The sequence below is a fragment of the Micromonospora sp. NPDC051543 genome (assembly GCF_044454415.1).
Classification (GTDB): Bacteria; Actinomycetota; Actinomycetes; order Mycobacteriales; family Micromonosporaceae; genus Micromonospora.
The window spans coordinates 62,870-82,648 of record NZ_JBITDT010000002.1 but is presented as its reverse complement, the minus strand read 5'-3'; the positions used below and the strand labels follow the sequence as shown (position 1 = coordinate 82,648).

Here is a 19,779-nt window from a genome sequence, read left to right as displayed (position 1 = left end):
GGTCGGGGCCCGCTGATCGGTGCCGGCGTTCGTGGCCTGCTCACGACGTGTCAGGCTAGAGCGGTGAGCACGGCCGAGGGTGGGGAACTGGCGGCCACGCTGCGCCGGATCGAGCGTTCGGCGGGAGCGTTGGCCACTGCCAGCGTGGCCCGGATGGACGAGACGCTGCCGTGGTTCCGGGCCCTGCCGGCCGACCAGCGCTCCTGGGTGATGCTGGTGGCCCAGGCGGGCGCCCGCTCGCTGGTGCAGTGGCTGCGCGAGGGCGGCGGCACGGCGGACAGCACGCAGGAGGTGTCCGACGACGTGTTCGACGCGGCGCCGCAGGCGCTGGCCCGGTCGATCACCCTTCAGCAGACCGTGGCGCTGATCAAGGTGACCATCGACGTCGTCGAGGAACAGGTGTCGCAGCTCGCCGCCGAGGGCGAGGAGCAGTTGCTGCGCGAGGCGGTGCTGCGCTTCTCCCGGGAGATCGCGTTCGCCGCCGCCCGGGTGTACGCGCGGGCCGCCGAGTCGCGCGGCGCGTGGGACGCCCGGTTGCAGGCGCTGCTGGTCGACGCGCTGCTGCGGGGTGACTCGCCGGATGTCCTGGCGAGCCGGGCCGCCGCGCTGGGCTGGGCGGACGCGCCGCCGGTCGCGGTGGCGGTCGGTCACTCCCCGGGCGGGGAGGTCTCCGCCGTGCTGCACGTGGTGTACCGGCTTGCGCGGCGGATCGGTGTCGAGGTGATCGGCGGGGTGCACGGCGATCGGTTGGTGATCGTGCTGGGTGGCGCGGCGGACCCGCTGAGCGCAACCGGCAAGCTGCTGGACGCGTTCGGTGACGGCCCGGTGGTGGTCGGTCCGGCCGTACCCAGTCTGGACGAGGCGACGGAGTCGGCGCGGTCGGCGCTGTCCGGCTTCCGGGCGGCGCCGGCCTGGCCGAGCGCTCCCCGGCCGGTCGCGGCCGCCGACCTGTTGCCGGAGCGGGCCCTCGCCGGGGACGCGGAGGCCCGCCGGCGGCTGCGTCACGACGTGTACGCGACGCTGGTCCGCGCCGGTGGCGAGCTGCTGGAGACCCTGGACGCGTTCCTGGCCGCCGGTGGCACGCTGGAGAGCGCGGCGCGGGCGCTGTTCGTCCACCCGAACACGGTGCGGTACCGGTTGCGCCGCATCGCCGAGGTGACCGGCTTCTCGCCGCTGTCGCCCCGGGACGCGTTCGCCCTCCAGGTGGCGTTGACTGTCGGTCGGCTGGACCCGGTGGTCCCGGCGGCCTCGGCGGTCCCGACCCAGACATTGACCCCGGCCGCCCGGAAATCCGCCCAAACAAGCGATGATCCCCGCCGATCTTTGTAAGAAACCTCCAAAGGTTCTAGTGCGGTTTGGTCGGCCCCGGCACAGCGCTACCCACTCGTATCCGGGAGAGTCATAGGCGTGCTCGCCGTACTTAGTCCCGGCCAGGGTTCCCAGAAACCCGGCTTTCTGACTCCCTGGCTCGACCTGACCGGCACCGAGGCGCGCCTGCGCTGGTGGTCCGCGCTGGCCGGCGTGGACCTGGTGCACCTTGGCACCGCCGCCGACGCGGACGAGATCAAGGACACCGCCCGTACCCAGCCGCTGCTCGTCGCGGCGGCGCTGCTCGCCGCCGAGCACCTGCCGCTGGACGGCGTGGCGCTCACCGCCGGGCACAGCGTCGGCGAGTTGGGGGCCGCGGCGGTGGCCGGGGTGCTGTCGCCCGAGGCCGCGATCACCCTCGCCGGAATCCGTGGCCGCGAGATGGCCGCCGCCTGCGCGCTCGAGCCGACCGGGATGGCGGCCGTGCTCGGCGGCGACCCGGACGAGGTGCTGGCCGCGATCAGCGCCAACGGGCTGCACCCCGCCAACCGCAACGGCGCCGGCCAGATCGTCGCCGCCGGCTCGCTGGACGGGCTGGACGCGTTCGCCGCAGCGCCGCCCGCGAAGACCCGGGTCATCCGGCTCCAGGTGGCCGGGGCCTTCCACACCCCGTACATGGCCCCGGCCGAGACCGCGCTGGCCGCCGTCGCCGCCGGGATCGCCCCCGTCGACCCGGCGCGGATCCTGCTGTCGAACCTCGACGGGACCGCCGTCACCGACGGGCACGAGCTGGTGCGACGCCTGGTCCGCCAGGTCACCGCGCCGGTGCGCTGGGACCTGTGCATGCGCGCCCTCGCCGAGCACGGTGTGACCGGCGTGATCGAGCTGCCCCCGGCCGGCACCCTCGCCGGCCTGGTCAAGCGGGAGCTCAGGGGCGAGGGCGCCCCGGAGATCGTCACCCTGAACACCCCGGACGACCTGCCGGCCGCACGGGACCTGATCGCCCGCCACGCCACGCCGGGCCAACCGCTCGCCCGCATCGGAGGACACTCATGACTGGCAGTCGCATCGTCTCGATGGGGCACTACCAGCCCTCCCGGGTGGTGACCAACGACGACATCGCCCAACTGGTGGACACCAACGACGAGTGGATCCGCGACCGGGTGGGCATCGCCACCCGGCGGATCGCCGACACTGAGACGGTGGCCGACATGGCCGCTGCGGCCGCCGGCAAGGCCCTGGCCAACTCCGGGCTCAGCGCCGCCGACATCGACCTGGTCGTGGTCGCCACCTGCTCCTCGATCGACCGGAGCCCCAACGTGGCCTGCCGGGTCGCCGGCAAGCTGGGCATCGCCGCACCGGGCGCGTTCGACGTCAACACCGCCTGCTCGGGCTTCGCGTACGCGCTGGGCACCGTCGACCACGCCATCCGGGCCGGCGCGTCGCGCAACGCGATCGTGATCGGCGCTGAGAAGCTGTCCGACTTCACCGACTGGACCGACCGCTCCACCTGCATCATCTTCGGCGACGGCGCCGGCGCCGCGGTGGTCACCGCCACCGCCGACGACGAGCCCGCCGGCATCGGCCCGGTGGTGTGGGGCTCGGCGCCGGAGAAGAGCGACGCGGTACGCATCGAGGGCTGGCGCCCGTACATCCAGCAGGAGGGCCAGTCGGTGTTCCGCTGGGCCACCACCGCTCTGGCGCCGCTGGCCCTGCAGGCGTGCGAGCGGGCCGGGGTCGACCCGTCGGAGCTGGCCGCGTTCGTGCCGCACCAGGCCAACGCCCGGATCATCGACGGCATCGCCAAGCGGCTCAACATCCCCGACGCGATCATCGCGAAGGACATCGTCGAGTCCGGCAACACCTCGGCGGCGAGCGTCCCCCTGGCCCTGTCGAAGCTCGTCGAGCGGCGGGAGGTGCCCTCGGGCGCCCCGGTCCTGCTGTTCGGTTTCGGCGGTGGCCTGACCTACGCCGGTCAGGTCGTCCGCTGCCCCTGAAGCCCTCTTGAGGCGCGTACGCGCTCCAGGAGCGGTGGCCGGCGACGCCGGCCACCGGAGAACCCCCTATGAGAGGAACCAACCGCAATGACCCGTGACGAGATCACCACCGGCCTCGCCGAGATCCTCGAAGAGGTTGCCGGGGTGAACCCGGACGACGTGGCCGAGGGGAAGTCCTTCACCGACGACCTCGATGTCGACTCGCTCTCCATGGTGGAGGTCGTGGTGGCCGCCGAGGAGAAGTTCGGCGTCAAGATCCCGGACAACGAGGTGCAGAACCTCAAGACCGTCGGGGACGCCGTCAGCTTCATCGAGGCGCAGTCCTGATCATGAGTCGTCCTGACGTCGTCGTCACCGGGCTCGGCGCGACGACCCCGCTTGGCGGGGACGTCGCGTCGACCTGGGACGCCATGCTCGCCGGCCGCTCCGGGGTGAGTGCCCTCACCCAGGAGTGGGCCGCGCAACTGCCGGTGCGGATCGCCGCCCAGCTGGCCGTGGAGCCGTCCGAGGTGCTGGACCGGGTGAAGCTGCGCCGCCTGGACCGCTCCGAGGCGATCGCGCTCATCGCGGCGCAGCAGGCCTGGGCGGACGCCGGTCTGGCGGACGCCGGCCTGGACGGCGAGCGGCTCGCCGTCAGCGTCGGCTCCGGCATCGGCGGCGCCACCACCCTGCTCGCCCAGGACGACATCCTGGAGGCGTCCGGGCCACGGCGGGTGTCTCCGCACACGATCCCGATGTTGATGCCCAACGGGCCCGCCGCCTGGGTCGGGTTGGAGTTGGGCGCCAAGGCCGGCGTGCACACGGTGGCCAGCGCCTGCGCGACCGGCGCGGAGGCGATCGCGCTCGGCCTGGACATCATCCGCGCCGGCCGGGCCGACGTGGTGGTGGCCGGCGGCACCGAGGCCGTGATCCACCCGCTGCCGATCGCCGGCTTCAGCTCGATGCGGGCCATGTCGACCCGCAACGACGAGCCGGAACGTGCCTCCCGCCCGTGGGACACCGGCCGCGACGGCTTCGTCCTCGGCGAGGGCGCGGGCATCGTGGTGCTGGAGCGGGCCGACCACGCCGCGGCCCGGGGCGCCCGGGTGTACGCGCGCCTCGCCGGCGCCGGCATCACCTCCGACGCGTACGACATCGTGCAGCCGCACGCCGAGGGTGAGGGCGCCATCCGGGCCATCGCCAAGGCGATCGCGGACGCGGACATCGCCAAGCAGGACATCGTGCACGTCAACGCGCACGCCACGTCGACCCCGGTCGGCGACATGCTGGAGATCGGCGCGCTGCACAAGGCGCTCGGCGACCACCCGGTGCTGGCCGCGACGAAGTCGATGACCGGTCACCTGCTGGGCGCGGCCGGAGCGTTGGAGTCGATCGCCACGATCCTGGCGATCCGCGACAGCGTCGTACCCCCGACGATCAACCTGGACGACCCGGAGCCCGGGCTCAGCCTGGAGGTCGCCGCGCACAAGCCACGCCACATGGACATCCCCGCCGCGCTGAACAACGCGTTCGGCTTCGGCGGTCACAACGTGGCGCTGGTGTTCGCTCGGCCGTGAGACAGCGGCCGTGAGCTGGCCGATCTGAAAGGGTCCCCTCTCCCGAGGGGGCCCTTTCGCATGTTCAGCGTCGGTTGCGGGGGTGTTGCCGGGCGGTCCGCTCGTTGCCGTGGCGGTAGTTGCCGGTCCAGCGGGCCATCACCAGTTGCGGGTCGTCGTCGACCTCGGCGAGGAACTCCGCCGCGCGGGCGCCCCGCAGCGTGCCCGCCACCCGGCCATGATGGGTGATCACTACCGTGCCGTCGGCCCGCTGGTCGTACCGGAAGCCCTGCGCCTGACCCATGGCGACACGCTGCCAGGGTGGCCCCACGCGGCGCGACCGGATTACCAACCGCAGGTCGGGATCATTTCCATAGACACTGAATATAAAAGAGGTATGCTTCTGGCGTGAGTCGTTCCGACCCCGCGCCTGGCGCGTCCGCAGCCATCGGTGCGGCCCTCTACGGCCTGGCCACCAGGGCCGCGAGACGCCTGCCCCGGGACATGAGCCTGACGTCTGCCGCCACCCTGGCGACCCTGGACCGGACGGGCCCGCGGCGCATCACCGACCTGGCCGCTGTCGAGGGTGTCACCCAGCCCGCGATGACCACCCTGGTCCGGGTGATGGAGGAATCCGGCCTGGTCGAGCGGCGGGGCGACGCGTCCGACAAGCGGGTCACGCTGGTGTGCCTGACCGAGGCCGGCGCCTCCTACGTCCGGACGCGACGCCAGGCGGGGATCCACGCGTTCGAGCGGTTGATCGGCCGGCTCACCGGCGACGAGGTCGAGGCGCTGGTGGCGGCCCTGCCGGCGCTGGAGCATCTGGCCGAGCTCGAAGGTCAGGACCGCGAAGGGCCGAAGCGGTGACCGGGCAACCGGTCGGCGAGGGCGCGCTGGAGGCGTTCCCGGTGCCCCGTTCCGAGACGCGGCTGCTGGTCCCCGCCCTGATGTTCATCGCTCTGGTCGTGGCGGCGGTCGCCAGCCTCGGGACGCCGCTCATCACCAGCGTGGCGACGTCGTTCCACGTCTCGCTCGGCAGCGCGCAGTGGACGCTGACCGTCGCGCTGCTCAGCGGCGCCGTCGCCACGCCGGTCCTGGGTCGGCTCGGAGCCGGTCCGCACCGGCGGGCCACGATCCTCGCCACGTTGGCCGTCGTCGTCGCCGGCAGCGCGCTCACCGTGCTGCCACTGCCGTTCGCGTGGCTACTGATCGGCAGGGCGGCCCAGGGCGTCGGGCTCGGGCTCACGGCCCTGATGATGGGCGTGGCCCGGGACCACCTCCCCGAGGAGCGCAGCGCGGCCGTGATCGCTCTGATCTCGGTGGTCTCGATCATCGGCGCCGGCGTCGGCTACCCGCTGGCCGCACTGCTCGCCGAGTTCGGCGGAGTCCGGGCCGCCTACGGCCTCGGCCTGGTCGTCACCGCCGCCGCCCTCCTGACCGCGTGGCGGGCCATGCCCGAAGCTCCCGAAGGCCGGTCCGCCCACGTGGACGTGACGGGCGCGGTCGTCCTGAGCGCTGCGCTGCTCCTGGTGCTGCTCCTCGCCGGTGAGCGAAATCTGTGGATCGAGCACCTCGCCGTGGCGGCGGGCCTCGCCGTCGTCGCGGTGGCGCTGCTCTGCGTCTGGGCCGTCATCGAGCTGCGCAGCCCGACGCCCCTGGTCGACGTGCGGGCGGTACGGCACCCGGCGGTCGCCGGAGCGAACCTCGCCATGTTCGTCGCCGGGATCGGCATGTACCTCCTGCTCACGCTCATCACCCGGTACGCGCAGACACCGCCCGGCGTCGGCTACGGCTTCGGGTTGACGACCTTCGTCGCCGGGCTGGTCCTCATCCCGTTCTCCGTGCTGGGGTTCGTCGCCGGCAAGCTCACACCGCGGGTCCGCACGCGGATCGCCGACCCACTTCTGCTGGCCGGCAGCGCCATCGTGGTCGGCGTCGGGTTCGCCCTGTTCGCGGCGGCCCGGTCGGACCTGGCCGAACTGTTCGCGGCGATGGGCGTGCTCGGCTTCGGCGTCGGCGGCTTCTCCGCCGCGATGCCCGGCGTCATCCTGGCTGTCACGCCCAGGAGCGAGACGTCGAGCGCCATGAGCTTCAACTACGTCGTCCGCAGCGTCGGGTACTCCCTGGGCAGCGCTGTCGGCGGCCTGGTCCTCGCCGCGGGCACCCGCCCCGGCCACCTCTTTCCCGACGACGGCGCCTACACCACGGCGGCGCTGGTCGGGATCGGCGCCATGGCGATCGCGACGCTGACGAGCCTCGCTCTCGCCCGCCGACGCTCGTCCGAGACCACCAGGTGAGTCGGACGCACTCCCCCAACACAGGAGGTTCCATGCCCAAGGGCTACTGGGTCAGCGCCTACCGCACCATTTCCGACCCTGAGAAGCTGGCCGCATACAACGAGCTGGCCGGTCCCGCTGTCCGGGCCGGGGGCGGTCGGGTCCTCGTCCGTGGCGGTCGGATCGACGCGTACGACGCCGGAATCGCCGAGCGTACGGTCCTGATCGAGTTCGACAGCTTCGAGCAGGCCGTCGCGGCGCACGAGAGTGCCGCCTACCAGGAGGCGCTGGCCGTACTCTCCGACGGCGTCGAGCGCGACTTCCGCATCGTCGAGGGCGTCGACTGACCGAGGGGCCGTCGGATTGCCCGCCGCTGCCGTCAGCTCTTGCAGGTGGTGGCCGGCAGGCCGGGCACCACCACCGGTGACCGGCCACCCGGGCGGGCCTTGCCGGCCAGTACGGCGGCGAGCGCCGTCATCGACGCCCGGCTGGAGGAGTACGTGGCTAGCAGCGTCGGCGACTTCGCCTTGGCCAGCACGTACGGCGTGTCCATGGCGACGGTCACGGCCGCGCTGGCGCTGAGGTCCTTCTCCCCGTCGCCGTAGCCGACCAGGTGCACCACCGTCCCGCCGCTCGGCTTCACCGTCACGCCGGCCGCCTTCAGCGCGGCGGTCAGCGCCGCCCGGGTGCCGTCCCGACCGCCGGAGGAGGTGACGGTGACGGGGCCGTGCACCGCGCCGCCGCAGGCACCGCGCAGCACGGTGACCGCTCCGGCGGCCAGCGCGTCGGCCGCCGCCCGGTGCGCCGGGGTGTTGAGCGTGGACATCGGCTCGGCGGGGCCTGCCGCCAACCGGAACTTCATGGTCAGGATCCGGGTCACCGCGTCGACGAGGCGGGCCCGGGGCAGCGACCCGCCGCGCAGGGCGGCGAGCAGCCCGTCGTACGCCTGACCGACGTTCGGGGTCATGAGGATCAGGTCGTTGCCGGCGTTCAGCGCGCGGACGGCGGCCTCGCCGGGCGCCCACCGCTTCGCCGGCGGCATGTTCATCCCGTCGGTGATCACGACGCCCTTGAAGCCGAGCTGACCGCGCAGCACGTCGGTGAGCAGTTTGTGGGAGAAGGTCGCCGGGGTGCCGGGGTCGATGGCCTGCGCGTCCAGGTGGCCGGACATCACGGCCATCGCACCCGCGTCGAACCCGGCGCTGAACGGCGGCCACGCGCCGCTCCGCAGCGCCGCCTCGGACTGGGTGAGCACCGGCAGGTCCTTGTGCGAGTCGTCGGCGCTGTGGCCGTGCCCGGGGAAGTGCTTCAGGGTGGCCGCCACGCCGCTGGCCTGTAGGCCCCGGACCGCGCCGCCGACCTGCGCCGCGGCGATCTTCGGGTCGGCGCCGAACGACCGGGAGCCGATCACCGTGCTGCGGGTGGCCAGCACGTCGGCTACCGGAGCGAAGTCGATGTTGATGCCCATGGCGGCGAGTTCGGCGCCGGCGGCCCGCCAGGCGGCCTCGGTCAGCTTCGGGTCACCGGCCGCGCCGGCCGCGAGGGCGCTGGGCAGGATGGTGACGCCATTGGTGACGCGGGTTACCACGCCGTACTCCTGGTCGGTGCCGATCAGGAAGGGCGCCGGGCCGGCGGCCAGCCGTCCGGCGGCCCCGCGCAGCCCGGTGGTCAGGTCGTGGACCTGCTTGGGGTTGTCGACGTTTGTGGTCTCCTGGTTGCCCTTGGTGGGGTCGTCGGCGCTGAAGCCGACCAGGATGAGCCCGCCGAGGCGGTACTTGGCGATCATCTCGGCGGGGGTGTCGACGCCGGCGAGCGCCTGGTTGCCGGCCGCCGAGCCGGCGGAGACCTTGGTGGCCGAGTCGCCGTACGCGTAGGGCATCAGCACCTGCCCGACCAGGTCCTCGTCGGAGAGCGTCGCGACCAGCGCGGCGGCCCGCGCGGCCGGGTCGTCGGTCGGCGGCGAGGCGGGCGCGCTCGGGGCCGCCGACGCGCCGGTCGGGCCGGGCGTCGGGTCGGGACGATCCGGGGTACCCGAGCAGCCGGAGACGATCAGGGCGGTCAGGGCGGCGACGGCGACACCGGCGTGTCGCGGGCGAATCGGCACGCCGACCATCCCACCAGTTCCCCCTTATCGGGGCAACTTGACCTTACCGGTCGCCACCGTCGGAGTGACGCGACACCCAGGTCGGCAGCGCGGAAGACCCCGCCATCAGCCGACCCGGGTGAGCAACGTCACCGGCGCACCGTCACCGGCGTACCGGTAGGGCTCCAGGTCAGCGTCCCACGCGGTGCCGAGCGCCTTGTCGAGGGCGTGCGACAGCGCCTCCGGGGCCCGGGCGGAGGCCATCAGGGCCCGCAGCCGGTCCTCGCCGAGCTGGATGTCACCCGCCGCCCCGACGGTGGCCCGGAACAGGCCACGGGCGGGCACGTACATGAAGCGCTCACCGTCGACGCCGGGACTCGGCTCCTCGGTGACCTCGAAACGGATCATGGGCCACTGCCGGAGGGCAGCAGCCAGCTCGGCGCCCGTCCCCGGACGGCCGGTCCACCCGCACTCGGCCCGGCGGGCGCCGGGGTCGACGGGCTGAGCCGTCCACTGCAGGTTGACCGGCGCGGCTAGGACGCGCGCGATCGCCCACTCGACGTGCGAGCACACGGCGAGCGGGGTCGAGTGGACGTATACGACGCCACGCGTTGGCACGGTGACCTCCCGGAGAGCGAGGTGCGTCTTCCCCTACGACCTCGTCCACCCGAGTGGTTGCTGCAACACATGATGACTGCTGTGACGGATGGTGCGCCAGGGAATCGGAAAAAACGCCTCCCGGAATAGCCGGACGGGTGGTCTCCGTTGCCTCTCAGGACACCGCGACGACCAGCCTGATGTCGTGGTCATGTACAGTTCCATCGGCGGCTTCTGCCGCGTTCCACCTCTGCGGGCCGACGCAGTGTCACCCGCACACAGCCCCCGGACGTCCAGTCCTCCCGTACGTCTTGCAAGGAGTACCTCCGTGGCGAGCAACACCTCTAAGACCGCGCGCGCGTCCGTCCGGGCCGGCCAGGCTGGCCAGGGTGGCGCCCTCAGCGTGCTGGGCGAGTTCAAGTACCTCATCCCGCTCAACGGCGGCAAGCACGCCTACGTGCGTAACCTGACCAACGGCAAGACCGCGCACCTGCGTACCGACTCCGACGCCTTCGTCGAGGAGATCCGGGCGCTGGCCGCCGCCGGCCACGCCGCCAAGATCCGGGCGGAGATCAACAACCTGGCCACCGTTCACCCGAACGACGGCTGGGAGGCCACCGAGAAGCGTCTGGTCGCGGCCGGCGTCTTCGAGGGCTGAGCCCTCCCCCACCGCACCATCGACCGCCCGCCGGGAGTTCCCGGCGGGCGGTTTCGCGTCCGGCCCTAGGGCGGGTCGAGCAGGGCGACCTCGCCGGTGCTCAGGTCGTAGAGACCGCCGACCACGGCCACCCGGCCGGCGGCCACGGGCTCGGCCAGCAGATCGTCCGCGCGCAGCGTGTGGACCGTACGCCGGACGTGCCGGCGGATCGCCAGAGGATGCACCGCCGGATCGTCCAGCCCCACCTCGGTGACCGCCGGGGCGATCTCGTCGACCAGGTGGGCCAGCGAGCCGCCCGGTCGCTCCCCCGTGCGCAGCGCGTCCACGGTGGCGCCCACCGCCCCGCAGCGCTCATGGCCGAGCACCATGACCAGCGGCACGCCGAGCTGGCCCACCACGTACTCGATGGAGCCGCACACCGCGCGGTCGAGCACGTGCCCGCCGGTGCGGATCACGCAGATCGCCCCGAAGGTCTGGTCGAAGATCGCCTCCAACGGCACCCGTGAGTCGATGCAGCCGAGGACCACCGCGTACGGCTGCTGGTCGCCGGAGGCGGCGGCCGCGGCCGTGACGTCGTGACCGTGCACGGGTTGGCCGCTGACGAACCGCCGGTTGCCGGCGAGCAGGTCGGCGAGCGCGGCCCGGGGCGTACCGCCGGCCTGCCGCTCCTGCCCCGCCACCCTCATGCCGTCCAGCCTGGCCCGCCGCCGCGCACCAGGGGCGCAGTCGCGAATGTTCGCTCGACCGCGATTGGCGCGGCGTCCTGACGGGTAGCCGGTGTTACCCCCGGGTATCGGAGGTACGGGTGATGCCTGGGTGACCGTGGGAGGTGGCGATGCCGGAGCGATTCGAAGTCGGTATGCCCGACGGCGTACGGCTGCACGTCGAGACCACCGGTCCCGTGGACGCCCCGGTGACGGCGGTCCTCCTGCACGGCTGGACGCTGGACGGGCGCAGCTGGCACCGGCAGCTCGACGCGCTCACGTCGTCCTTCGGCGACTCCGTGCGGGTGGTCACCTACGACGCGCGGGGTCACGGCCGGTCCAGCTGCATGGCGCTGCCCACGGCCACCCTGGCCCAGCTCGGCGACGACCTGGCCGCCGTCCTCGACGCGGTCGCGCCGAGCGGTCGGGTGGTCCTGGTCGGGCACTCGATGGGCGGAATGACGATCATGGAGTACGCACACCGCCACCGGGAGCACTTCGCCGCGCGTACGGCCGGCCTGGTCTTCGTCTCGACCACCGCCGAGGGGCACACGCACACCGTGTACGGGCTCTCGCCACGCATCGCCCGGCTGATCCGGCTCGCCGAGACGACCGGCGCTGGCGTGCTGGCCCGCTGCGGCTCGTGGCGGGCGCCCCGGGCGCTGCTCAACGCGCTGCAGCCGAGCATCCGGTGGATGCTCTTCGGCGACCGCTGCGATCCGTCCGACATCCGGTTGGTCACGTCGGCGGTGGCCCGCGCCTCGCTGCGCTCGATCGGCGGTTTCCGCGCCTCGATCGGCGCTCAGCACCGGCTGGACACCCTCGCCGCCCTGGCGCACCTGCCGGCCGCCGCCCTGGTCGGTGACCGGGACCGGCTGACCCCGCCGCCGTGTGCCGAGTCGATCGCCGCCGTCCTGCCGGCCACCGAGCTGACCGTCTGCCCGGGCGCCGGCCACATGCTGATGATGGAGCGTCCGATTGAGGTGAACGCCGCCCTGACCGGCGTCCTGGGCCGGGTGCTCGCCGCACCGCCGCCCGGGCCCGGCCCGAGCGCCGCGCGGCCACGGCACGGCCAGGTCGTGGGCGCCGTCGCGGCGGGTCGCTGAGCCCGTTCGCGCACCTCGGGCGCGGCGGGTCGGGTCGGGGGCCGTACCCTTCTGCGGTTGGCCCGCGCGGTTCGCGCCGCTTGCCGGCGACATCGAAGGAGCGTGCGTTGACCGACCAGACCGCCCTGGAGCAGGAAATCGCCGTCGAGCAACGGCACCTCGACCGGGTGTACGCCCGACTGGCCGAGCTGCGGCAGTCGGCGGTGCGCGCCGAGCGGGACGGCTACCGGATGGCGCGGGTGGGCACGTTCGGCGCGCTCGTCGAACGTGACGCGATGGTCTTCCACGCGGCACAGCGGCGGCACACCCTCGACGCCGAACACGAGGGGCTGGTCTTCGGCCGCCTGGACCTGCGCGACCGGCAGGTGCTGCACGTCGGGCGGCTCGGCATCCGTGACGAGGACGCCAGCACCCTCGTCGTCGACTGGCGGGCGCCGGCCGCGTCGGCGTTCTACCAGGCCACCCCCGCGCAGCCGCTGGGCGTGGTGCGTCGCCGCACCATCCAGTCGCAGCGGGAGCGGGTCACCCGCATCGAGGACGACCTGCTCGATCCGGAGGCCGCCCCGGAGGGGATGACGGTCGTCGGTGACGGCGCGCTGCTGGCCACCCTCTCCCGGGCCACCGGTCGGGGCATGCGCGACATCGTGGCGACGATCCAGCGGGAGCAGGACGAGGCGATCCGGTCCCCCGGCTCCGGGGTGACGATCGTCGCGGGCGGCCCGGGCACCGGCAAGACGGCGGTCGCCCTGCACCGGGCGGCCTTCCTGCTCTACTCCGACCGCAGCCGGTACGCCGGTGGCGGCATCCTGGTGGTCGGACCGTCGACCGTCTTCGTCGAGTACATCGCCTCGGTGCTGCCGTCGCTCGGTGAGGACACCGCGACCCTGCACTCGCTGGGCACCCTGTTCCCCGGGATGACGGCCACCCGAACCGATCCGCCCGAGGTGGCGGCGGTGAAGGGCTCGCTGCGCATGCGCCGGGTGCTGGAACGGGCGGCCCGCGACGCCGCGCCGGGGGCTCCTGGCGAGCTGCGGCTGCTCTACCGGGGCGGGCTGCTGCGGTTGGACCGTCGCGAGCTGGACGCGATCCGGGACCGCGCGCTGCACCGGGGCGCCCGGCGTAACGAGGTTCGCCGCGCCGGGTTCGACGGTGTCTTCGCCGCGCTGTGGGCGCAGGCCCGGCGCGTGAACATCGGCCGGCTGCCCGAGCAGCGGGCCTTCGAGGACGAGATCGCGGAGCGGCCGGAGTTCCGGGAGTTCCTCAAGGCCTGGTGGCCACGCCTGCACCCCCGGCACGTGCTCGGCTGGCTGGCTCGACCGGATCGGCTGCGCCGGTACGCCGGCGGGATCCTCTCCGGCGCGGAGATCCGGCTGCTCGGCACGGCGTACCGGAGTCTGGATTCCGAGGGCCTGACCATCGCGGACGTGGCGTTGCTCGACGAGCTGGACGCGCTGCTCGGCAAGCCGGTGAAACCGGCGCGGGCCCGGCGCGACCCGTTCCAGCTCGCGGGCGGCGTTCGTGAGCTGAGCACCGCGGCCGACCGGCAGCGGGCCGCCCGCGCGGCGGCCCGGGAGCGGCCGGAGGACTACCGGGAGTACGCGCACGTGGTCGTCGACGAGGCGCAGGACGTCTCGCCGATGCAGTGGCGGATGATCGGTCGGCGTGGGCGGTTGGCCTCGTGGACGGTGGTGGGCGACCCGGCGCAGACCGCCTGGACCGGTGACCCCGAGGAGCTGACCCGCTCCCGCGACCAGGCGCTGGGCCGGCGCAAACGGCACGAGTTCACGCTCACCACCAACTACCGCAACTCGGCGGAGATCTTCGCGGTGGCGGCAGCGGAGATCCGCCGGCTCTATCCGGACCTGCCCCTGCCGAGGGCCGTCCGCTCCACCGGCGTCGACCCGGTCGAGCTGGTGGTGCCGCTCGCCGGGCTCCAGGCCGCGGCCGTGCAGGCGGCCGCCGGCCTGCTGGGCGAGGTCGACGGCACGGTCGGGGTGATCACGCCGGTCACCCGCCGCGACGAGGTCGCCGGTTGGCTCGACGCGCTCGGCGCGACGCGCTTGCAGGTGGTGACCAGCCTGGAGGCCAAGGGCATGGAGTACGACGGAGTCGTGCTGGTAGCCCCCAGCGAGATCCGGGCCGATCCGGGCTCCGGCGTACGCACGCTCTACGTGGCGCTCTCGCGCGCCACCCAGCGGCTCACCACCGTCGACCCGACCGGCTGACCGTCGCGTTGGCGCGCCCGTGGGCCGACCCTCGCCCTACACTTGCACACATAGCGATGTGAGCATACATTTGACCGGGTCCCGGGCGGCGTCGGAGGGTGGTTTCGTGGGAGCAGGACATGACCACCACCACGGGTCGGTCGCCAACGCCGCCCACCAGCATCGGGGACGGCTCTGGGCGGCCTTCGGACTGCTCGCTGCCCTGATGGTGGTCGAGGCCGTGACCGCCTTCCACACCGGCTCACTGGCCCTGCTGTCCGACGCCGGGCACATGTTCACCGACGTGCTCGGCATCGGGATGGCGCTCGCCGCGATCACCGCCACGCGGCGGGCCACCGGCGACCCGCAGCGCACCTTCGGGCTCTACCGACTCGAAGTGCTCGCCGCGCTGGCCAACGCCGTCCTGCTCTCCGGCGTGGCGATCTACGTGGTGATCGAGGCGATCGGCCGGTTCGGTAATCCGCACCAGGTGCTCAGCGGTCCGATGCTCACGGTGGCCGTCCTCGGACTGCTCGCGAACGTGGTCGCCTTCGGGCTGCTGCGCGCCGGCGCCCGGGAGAGCATCAACCTCCAGGGCGCCTACCTGGAGGTGCTGGGCGACCTGCTCGGCTCGCTCGGCGTGATCGGCGCTGCGCTGCTGATCGCCGTCACCGACTGGTGGTGGGCCGATCCGCTGGTCGCGGTCGCGATCGGCGTGTTCATCCTGCCGCGCACCTGGCGGCTGGGGCGGGCCGCCGTACGCATCCTCGTGCAGGCCGCCCCGGAACACCTCCAGGTCACCGCCGTGCACGACCGACTGGCCGCGGTGCCCGGCGTGGTCGAGGTGCACGACCTGCACGTCTGGACGCTCACCTCGGGCATGGAGGTGGCCTCCGCACACCTGACCATGGCGCCCGGCGCGGAGGTCGGCGCGGTGCTCACCGCGGCGCGTACCGCCCTGCGGGACGACTTCCGCATCGAGCACGCCACGCTGCAGACCGAACCCGGCGCCGCCCCGGGCGCCTGCGGTTCCGTCGAGTGGTGACCATCATCCTTCGTGGCCGCGCAGGCACCTTCCGTCACAACGGCTGCACAGACCCCACCAGCACCGGTAGGCTCTGTCCCGGCCACCACCCGGCGGCGCCTCCCGGCGCCGGTGGCGGCCGTCGCCTAATCGCCCGACAGGGCGAACCGGGGAACCATGTTCCTGGGGTGCATCCGCGTCAGCGGTAGGGATCTTCCGTCCCGAACCCGTCAGCTAACCCGGTCGGCGGCTGACGGAAGGACATGCGTAGTGGCACCAGCACGACCACCCGCCGCCCGGCTTACGGCACTGATCGTCATGATGGTCACCCTCAGCGTCGCGCTTCCGGTCGGCGCCGCCACCGCCGCTCCCCCCGGCGGCCTGCGGGCCGCCGCCGCCCCCGACGGCGACGAGGAGGGTGGTACGCCGGCGCTACGGGCCCAGCTCGAGGCGGCCAGCAAGGGCTACCTGGACGCGAAGCGCGCGCTGGACACCTCCGTCCAGCGGCAACAGCAGCTCGCGGTCAAGCTCAAGACCACCGAGGCCGAGATGACCGTACGCAACGGCAAGGTCGGCGAGATCGCCGGCGTCGCGTACCGCACCGGCCGACTCAGCACCGTCTCGGCCCTGCTCAACAGCAACACCCCCGAGGGGTTCATGGACCGGGCGGCCGCCCTCGACGTGGTGGCCGCCAACGAGGACCGGGTGCTGCGCGACCTGCAGTCCACCCGCGATGAGGCGAACCGCACCCGCGTCGCCCTCGACGGCGAGATCCGGGAGCAACGTAAGCAGGTCGAGGTGATGGCCAAGCGCAAGGAGCAGGCCGAGCGGGCCCTGACCGTCGCCAACGACAAGGCACGCGCCACCGCCGCCGACACCGACACCGGCTCCAACCGTGGCACCTCCACCGCCAACGCTCAACCCGCCCCCCGCAACTCCGACGGCTCCTGGCCGTCCGAGTCGTGCAGCATCAACGACCCCACGCCGGCCAGCGGCTGCATCACCCCCCGCACCCTGCACGCGCTCAACCAGGCCAAGGCCGCCGGCTTCACCCGGTACGTCTCCTGTCACCGCAACGGCGGCTCGGGTGAGCACCCCAAGGGCCGGGCCTGCGACTTCGCCGCGCAGAAGGGTGGCTTCGGCGGGATCGCCAGCGGCGGCGACAAGACGTACGGCAACAACCTGGCCGCCTACTTCATCCGCAACGCCGACCGGCTCGCGGTGCTCTACGTGATCTGGTTCAAGCAGATCTGGCTGCCCAGCAGCGGCTGGAAGTCGTACAGCGGGGGGAACGGCGACCCCTCCAGCGACCACACCAACCACGTGCACCTGTCGGTGTACTGAGCACCGACGCCGTCCGGGGTACGTCAGCGGGCGTACCCCGGACGTCGTCGCTGGTCGGACGACCATGCGGGGTCCAGCCCGGAGCATTCGGGTATGCCGCGAATCGCGCCCCGCACCCGCAAGGCCCTGCTCACCCTGCACCTGGTCACGTCTCTCGGCTGGCTCGGGGCGGACCTGGTGCTGCTCACCCTCGGCATCGCGGCACAGCGCGGGGCCGACCCGGCGGTGGTCTACCCGGTCGCCGGGCTCGTGGGCACCGTGCTCTTCGCGCCGCTGAGCGTGCTCGTGTGGCTCGTCGGTGTCGCCAGCGCGCTGCTCACCCCCTGGGGCCTGCTGCGCTACCGCTGGGTGGTGATCAAGCTCGTGATCACCACGGTGATGGTCGGGCTGGTGCTGTTCCTGCTCACCCCGAACCTGCGGCACGCCGGCGCGCTGGGTGCCGCGCTACCCGCGCGGGACCGCGCCGACCTGGTGATCGCGCCCGCGGTGTCGACCAGTCTCATGATCATCGCAACGGTGCTGTCGACGTACAAACCCTGGGGACGCCGGTCCCCGCAGCCCCGCCGCCAGCGCGACGGGTAGCGGGACAAGGGCCTGGTCGCAGCTGTCCGCCCGGGGCGGAAGGGTGCGCGGACACCCTTTGCTCTGCTTCCACGGAGGCGACACCGACGGCCCTCACGTGTTGCCTCGGTGGAAGCAGAGCAAAGGACCAACCGCACGTGCCGGCCACCCGCCCGGAGGCGTCGGCGTCGCGCCGGTCAGCCACCCGGAACGGCTCGCTGGGCTCAGGGCGTGGCGCTGTCGAGGGCCGCGCCGAGGCGCGCGGCCAGGGCGAGGTGGGCGGCGCGGGCCTGACCGAAGGCGTACCGGAACAGGGGTGTCGGCGCGCGCAGCGTGATGTCGACGTCGATGCGGACCAGACCGTCCGGCTCGGCGCGCAGCCGGGTGTGGTTGCGAACCGTGGTGGCGGGCCACTGGCGGGCCACGGTGACGATCTCGTCGGGCTCGCTGACCAGCACGTCCGCGTGGTACGTGGTGCGGAAGCGCAGCGGCCCGGCGACCAGCCTGTCGTTGATCGTGTAGCTGGCGCGGGCACCCGGGCGGGGCGGCACCTCGCGGACCCGCACGATCAGGGGATGCAGTTCACCCTGACGGCTCAGGTCGCTCAACAGCGCCGACGCCTCGGCGAGTGAGCAGCGGGCCTGGACGGTGTAGCTGAAGGTATCGCTGCTGAGCACACCGTCTCCCGACGTCGCTGGTCGCACGATCGTCCCGTACGCCGCTCGGGCTGGCAACGGCCGGACGGACACCGTGCGTTGTCCCGGCATTCGCGCAGCGTTCCCAATGACGGGGTCTGGGCGAGCAGGCCTGACGGTGGCAGCCGCGCCTCAGGCGCCGGGAAGCACCTCGGGGGTGGCGGCGCCGGCGAAGTAGGGCTCGGGCGCGCCGAAGAGACCGAGCAGGCCGGTCACCCAGAGCTGACGGTGCACGAACCGGCTCGGCTCGGTGACGACCAGCTTGACGCCACTGACCTCGGCGGTCTGGAAGCCGGCGACCATGGCGCTGATGCCCACGGAGTCGATGAAGGTGACCAGCCTCATGTTCAGCTCGATGCGGAGCGGGCGGCTCTTGGCCAGCACCTCCGCAATCGCCTCACGCACCTCGTACGCTGTGTCGACGTCGATCTCACCCCGGGGGGCGATCTCGACGACACCACCGGACAGGACCGACTTCACGATCGACAGGCTCACGCGAGCACCTCCACCCGCCCGTCCCCCGGGCGCCTCATCAGTACGCGGGCCGCGACCGAGAGTATTCCTCCAACGGCCTCGGTCGCCACCCCTCGGGATGAGCAATTCACGGATCCGAGAGGACAAAGTCGCCCATATCCCCACTTTTCGTTATCTGATCATTCAATACTTTTCGTTATCTGATCAGTCGACGATCGGTCGGAACCGACGCGTCGCCGGACCAGGGTAGCGGTCGCGGTCCGGCAGGCCCGACATCCGTACCGTCCCGCACGCCCGCCCCGCGTGGGACCGGCGTGTCGCGGTCGGACCCGCCAATGTGGTTGCCGACGCTTCCTAGCATCGGCCCGGGACACCCACCGTGACGGAGAGGACCTTCGATGATCAAGCGACTGGCCGGGTTGGCCGGCGTCGGTCTGCTGCTCGCCCTCGTACTGGCCTGCGGTTTCGGCGGCGGAGACGACGACGATGACGATGACGACGACTTCGCCCGCGGTGTGGCCGCGGTGGCGGTGCGCTGACCTCCCGCGGATGCGCCACGCGGCGCCGGGTTTGCGCGCGACCGGCCCGGGGCACTGCGCAGTCAGCGAACCGTGTCGCGCTGGACGGACGCCGAGGTCCGAAGTGGCCGGCGGCTTCGGCACCTGAGGAGGTAACCACGATGTTCGGAACCAACCTGCTGGACCGGCGCAGCAAGCCGGAGCGGATCGCGGACCAGGCGTGGGAGCAACTGCTCTCCGCCGTCAGCTCCGCGGGCGACAGTGTCCGGGACACCGCGCGGTCGGCCCGTCGCAGCAGCGGCGACCTCGCCGACGGCGCCGGTGACCTGGTGGGCTCGGCGGCGGAGGAGGCACGGCGTCGCGCCTCGCGCGCCTTCGACGCGCTCGCCGGACGCCAGCCGGCGCTGCCGTGGACGCTGCTGATCGGCGCCGCGCTGGTCGGCGCGGCGGTCGGCTGGGCCGTGGGCTCCGCCGCCCGCGCCGCCGGCAGTCGAGACGACCGCGCCGTCGACGACGTCGAGTTCGTCGACGTCGACCGCCCCAACTCCCCCGTCGGCCTGGACGACTAGCAAGTCGGTACGTGAGCGGGCCCCGTCGACATCGCGTCGGCGGGGCCCGCTCACGTACCGGTGGCGGCGCTGGCGGAAATGTGCCCGGTCCGCCGGGGTGCCGGACCCCTCAGGCAGCCCCGGCGG

The 19,779-nt window shown here is 73.0% G+C and carries 22 protein-coding genes and 1 riboswitch; of the genes, 16 read left to right on the top strand and 6 right to left on the bottom strand.

What is annotated here, in order from left to right; genetic code table 11:
- Positions 1–15 precede the first annotated feature (15 nt).
- The 5 genes from ACIA3K_RS03380 to fabF all read left to right on the top strand — a co-directional run bounded on the left by ACIA3K_RS03380 (position 16) and on the right by fabF (position 4,861).
- Positions 16–1,329 (top strand): PucR family transcriptional regulator, encoded by a 1,314-nt coding sequence (locus tag ACIA3K_RS03380; protein WP_396799355.1) that lies wholly within the window; start codon positions 16–18, stop codon positions 1,327–1,329.
- Between the two features lie 78 nt (positions 1,330–1,407).
- A complete protein-coding gene (locus ACIA3K_RS03375) occupies positions 1,408–2,364 on the top strand; it encodes an ACP S-malonyltransferase (RefSeq protein WP_396798940.1) in 957 nt (318 codons plus the stop codon).
- On the top strand, positions 2,361–3,305 hold the full coding sequence (locus ACIA3K_RS03370; RefSeq protein WP_396798939.1) for a beta-ketoacyl-ACP synthase III: 945 nt from the start codon (positions 2,361–2,363) through the stop codon (positions 3,303–3,305). The genes ACIA3K_RS03375 and ACIA3K_RS03370 overlap by 4 nt, the downstream gene beginning before the upstream one ends.
- Positions 3,306–3,392: 87 nt before the next feature.
- Complete coding sequence (locus tag ACIA3K_RS03365) at positions 3,393–3,632, top strand: acyl carrier protein (RefSeq protein WP_007463517.1); 240 nt, start codon at positions 3,393–3,395, stop codon at positions 3,630–3,632.
- A gap of 2 nt (positions 3,633–3,634) precedes the next feature.
- Positions 3,635–4,861, top strand: a complete 1,227-nt coding sequence (fabF, locus tag ACIA3K_RS03360) for a beta-ketoacyl-ACP synthase II (RefSeq protein ID WP_396798936.1) — start codon at positions 3,635–3,637, stop codon at positions 4,859–4,861.
- Positions 4,862–4,925: 64 nt separating this feature from the next.
- Here fabF and ACIA3K_RS03355 read toward each other — a convergent pair whose 3' ends face one another.
- Entirely contained in the window at positions 4,926–5,144 is a 219-nt protein-coding gene (locus ACIA3K_RS03355) for a hypothetical protein (protein WP_355051399.1), read from the bottom strand.
- A gap of 104 nt (positions 5,145–5,248) precedes the next feature.
- Here ACIA3K_RS03355 and ACIA3K_RS03350 point away from each other — a divergent pair, with 104 nt between their 5' ends.
- Genes ACIA3K_RS03350 through ACIA3K_RS03340 form a run of 3 tightly spaced genes read left to right on the top strand, consistent with a single transcriptional unit; the run spans position 5,249 to position 7,463 of the window.
- Positions 5,249–5,707: a MarR family winged helix-turn-helix transcriptional regulator gene (locus tag ACIA3K_RS03350; RefSeq protein WP_396798934.1), complete on the top strand. Its 459-nt coding sequence runs from the start codon at positions 5,249–5,251 to the stop codon at positions 5,705–5,707.
- Entirely contained in the window at positions 5,704–7,137 is a 1,434-nt protein-coding gene (locus tag ACIA3K_RS03345) for an MFS transporter (RefSeq protein ID WP_396798932.1), read from the top strand. Before ACIA3K_RS03350 ends, ACIA3K_RS03345 begins: the two co-directional genes overlap by 4 nt.
- Positions 7,138–7,169: 32 nt before the next feature.
- Positions 7,170–7,463: a DUF1330 domain-containing protein gene (locus ACIA3K_RS03340; protein WP_396798930.1), complete on the top strand. Its 294-nt coding sequence runs from the start codon at positions 7,170–7,172 to the stop codon at positions 7,461–7,463.
- A 32-nt stretch (positions 7,464–7,495) separates the two neighbouring features.
- On the opposite strand, the gene ACIA3K_RS03335 is transcribed toward ACIA3K_RS03340, so the two are convergent.
- The gene (locus ACIA3K_RS03335; RefSeq protein WP_396798928.1) at positions 7,496–9,229 is read right to left on the bottom strand and encodes a glycoside hydrolase family 3 protein; all 1,734 of its coding nucleotides are present in this window, start codon (positions 9,227–9,229) and stop codon (positions 7,496–7,498) included.
- 96 nt (positions 9,230–9,325) lie between these two features.
- The gene (locus ACIA3K_RS03330) at positions 9,326–9,817 is read right to left on the bottom strand and encodes a DUF3145 domain-containing protein (protein WP_355051394.1); all 492 of its coding nucleotides are present in this window, start codon (positions 9,815–9,817) and stop codon (positions 9,326–9,328) included.
- A 307-nt stretch (positions 9,818–10,124) separates the two neighbouring features.
- On the opposite strand from ACIA3K_RS03330, the gene ACIA3K_RS03325 reads away from it, so the two are divergent.
- A complete protein-coding gene (locus tag ACIA3K_RS03325) occupies positions 10,125–10,454 on the top strand; it encodes a hypothetical protein (RefSeq protein ID WP_355051393.1) in 330 nt (109 codons plus the stop codon).
- Between the two features lie 65 nt (positions 10,455–10,519).
- Here ACIA3K_RS03325 and ACIA3K_RS03320 read toward each other — a convergent pair whose 3' ends face one another.
- Positions 10,520–11,140 carry a carbonic anhydrase gene (locus ACIA3K_RS03320; RefSeq protein ID WP_396798926.1) on the bottom strand — a complete coding sequence of 207 codons (621 nt, stop codon included), beginning with the start codon at positions 11,138–11,140 and terminating at the stop codon, positions 10,520–10,522.
- Positions 11,141–11,289: 149 nt separating this feature from the next.
- On the opposite strand from ACIA3K_RS03320, the gene ACIA3K_RS03315 reads away from it, so the two are divergent.
- The 5 genes from ACIA3K_RS03315 (at position 11,290) to ACIA3K_RS03295 (ending at position 17,418) form a co-directional block, all read left to right on the top strand.
- Positions 11,290–12,264 (top strand): alpha/beta fold hydrolase, encoded by a 975-nt coding sequence (locus tag ACIA3K_RS03315; RefSeq protein WP_396798924.1) that lies wholly within the window; start codon positions 11,290–11,292, stop codon positions 12,262–12,264.
- A gap of 107 nt (positions 12,265–12,371) precedes the next feature.
- Entirely contained in the window at positions 12,372–14,489 is a 2,118-nt protein-coding gene (locus ACIA3K_RS03310; RefSeq protein ID WP_396798923.1) for a HelD family protein, read from the top strand.
- Between the two features lie 106 nt (positions 14,490–14,595).
- Complete coding sequence (locus ACIA3K_RS03305; RefSeq protein ID WP_396798922.1) at positions 14,596–15,513, top strand: cation diffusion facilitator family transporter; 918 nt, start codon at positions 14,596–14,598, stop codon at positions 15,511–15,513.
- Between the two features lie 112 nt (positions 15,514–15,625).
- Positions 15,626–15,757, top strand: a riboswitch (cyclic di-AMP (ydaO/yuaA leader).
- A gap of 5 nt (positions 15,758–15,762) precedes the next feature.
- Positions 15,763–16,836, top strand: coding sequence for a coiled-coil domain-containing protein (locus ACIA3K_RS03300; RefSeq protein ID WP_396798920.1), 1,074 nt, complete (start codon positions 15,763–15,765; stop codon positions 16,834–16,836).
- 93 nt (positions 16,837–16,929) lie between these two features.
- Complete coding sequence (locus ACIA3K_RS03295; protein ID WP_396798918.1) at positions 16,930–17,418, top strand: hypothetical protein; 489 nt, start codon at positions 16,930–16,932, stop codon at positions 17,416–17,418.
- A gap of 203 nt (positions 17,419–17,621) precedes the next feature.
- Here the strand turns inward: ACIA3K_RS03295 and ACIA3K_RS03290 are convergent, their stop codons facing one another.
- Both ACIA3K_RS03290 and ACIA3K_RS03285 read right to left on the bottom strand, forming a co-directional pair.
- Positions 17,622–18,074, bottom strand: coding sequence for an SRPBCC family protein (locus tag ACIA3K_RS03290; RefSeq protein ID WP_396798916.1), 453 nt, complete (start codon positions 18,072–18,074; stop codon positions 17,622–17,624).
- Positions 18,075–18,224: 150 nt separating this feature from the next.
- Positions 18,225–18,587, bottom strand: a complete 363-nt coding sequence (locus ACIA3K_RS03285; protein WP_007463546.1) for an STAS domain-containing protein — start codon at positions 18,585–18,587, stop codon at positions 18,225–18,227.
- A gap of 377 nt (positions 18,588–18,964) precedes the next feature.
- On the opposite strand from ACIA3K_RS03285, the gene ACIA3K_RS03280 reads away from it, so the two are divergent.
- Positions 18,965–19,105, top strand: a complete 141-nt coding sequence (locus tag ACIA3K_RS03280; protein ID WP_355051383.1) for a hypothetical protein — start codon at positions 18,965–18,967, stop codon at positions 19,103–19,105.
- A 140-nt stretch (positions 19,106–19,245) separates the two neighbouring features.
- Positions 19,246–19,653 (top strand): hypothetical protein, encoded by a 408-nt coding sequence (locus tag ACIA3K_RS03275; protein WP_355051382.1) that lies wholly within the window; start codon positions 19,246–19,248, stop codon positions 19,651–19,653.
- Positions 19,654–19,779: the final 126 nt, after the last annotated feature.

Bases quoted from the DNA above. Each gene is read 5' to 3' on its own strand.
- ACIA3K_RS03370 (WP_396798939.1), top strand. From the start codon at position 2,361: ATGACTGGCAGTCGCATCGTCTCGATGGGGCACTACCAGCCCTCCCGG.
- ACIA3K_RS03365 (WP_007463517.1), top strand. From the start codon at position 3,393: ATGACCCGTGACGAGATCACCACCGGCCTCGCCGAGATCCTCGAAGAG.
- fabF (WP_396798936.1), top strand. From the start codon at position 3,635: ATGAGTCGTCCTGACGTCGTCGTCACCGGGCTCGGCGCGACGACCCCG.
- ACIA3K_RS03275 (WP_355051382.1), top strand. From the start codon at position 19,246: ATGTTCGGAACCAACCTGCTGGACCGGCGCAGCAAGCCGGAGCGGATC.
- ACIA3K_RS03320 (WP_396798926.1), bottom strand. From the start codon at position 11,140: ATGAGGGTGGCGGGGCAGGAGCGGCAGGCCGGCGGTACGCCCCGGGCC.
- ACIA3K_RS03315 (WP_396798924.1), top strand. From the start codon at position 11,290: ATGCCGGAGCGATTCGAAGTCGGTATGCCCGACGGCGTACGGCTGCAC.
- ACIA3K_RS03295 (WP_396798918.1), top strand. From the start codon at position 16,930: ATGCCGCGAATCGCGCCCCGCACCCGCAAGGCCCTGCTCACCCTGCAC.
- ACIA3K_RS03340 (WP_396798930.1), top strand. From the start codon at position 7,170: ATGCCCAAGGGCTACTGGGTCAGCGCCTACCGCACCATTTCCGACCCT.
- ACIA3K_RS03355 (WP_355051399.1), bottom strand. From the start codon at position 5,144: ATGGGTCAGGCGCAGGGCTTCCGGTACGACCAGCGGGCCGACGGCACG.
- ACIA3K_RS03335 (WP_396798928.1), bottom strand. From the start codon at position 9,229: ATGGTCGGCGTGCCGATTCGCCCGCGACACGCCGGTGTCGCCGTCGCC.
- ACIA3K_RS03280 (WP_355051383.1), top strand. From the start codon at position 18,965: ATGATCAAGCGACTGGCCGGGTTGGCCGGCGTCGGTCTGCTGCTCGCC.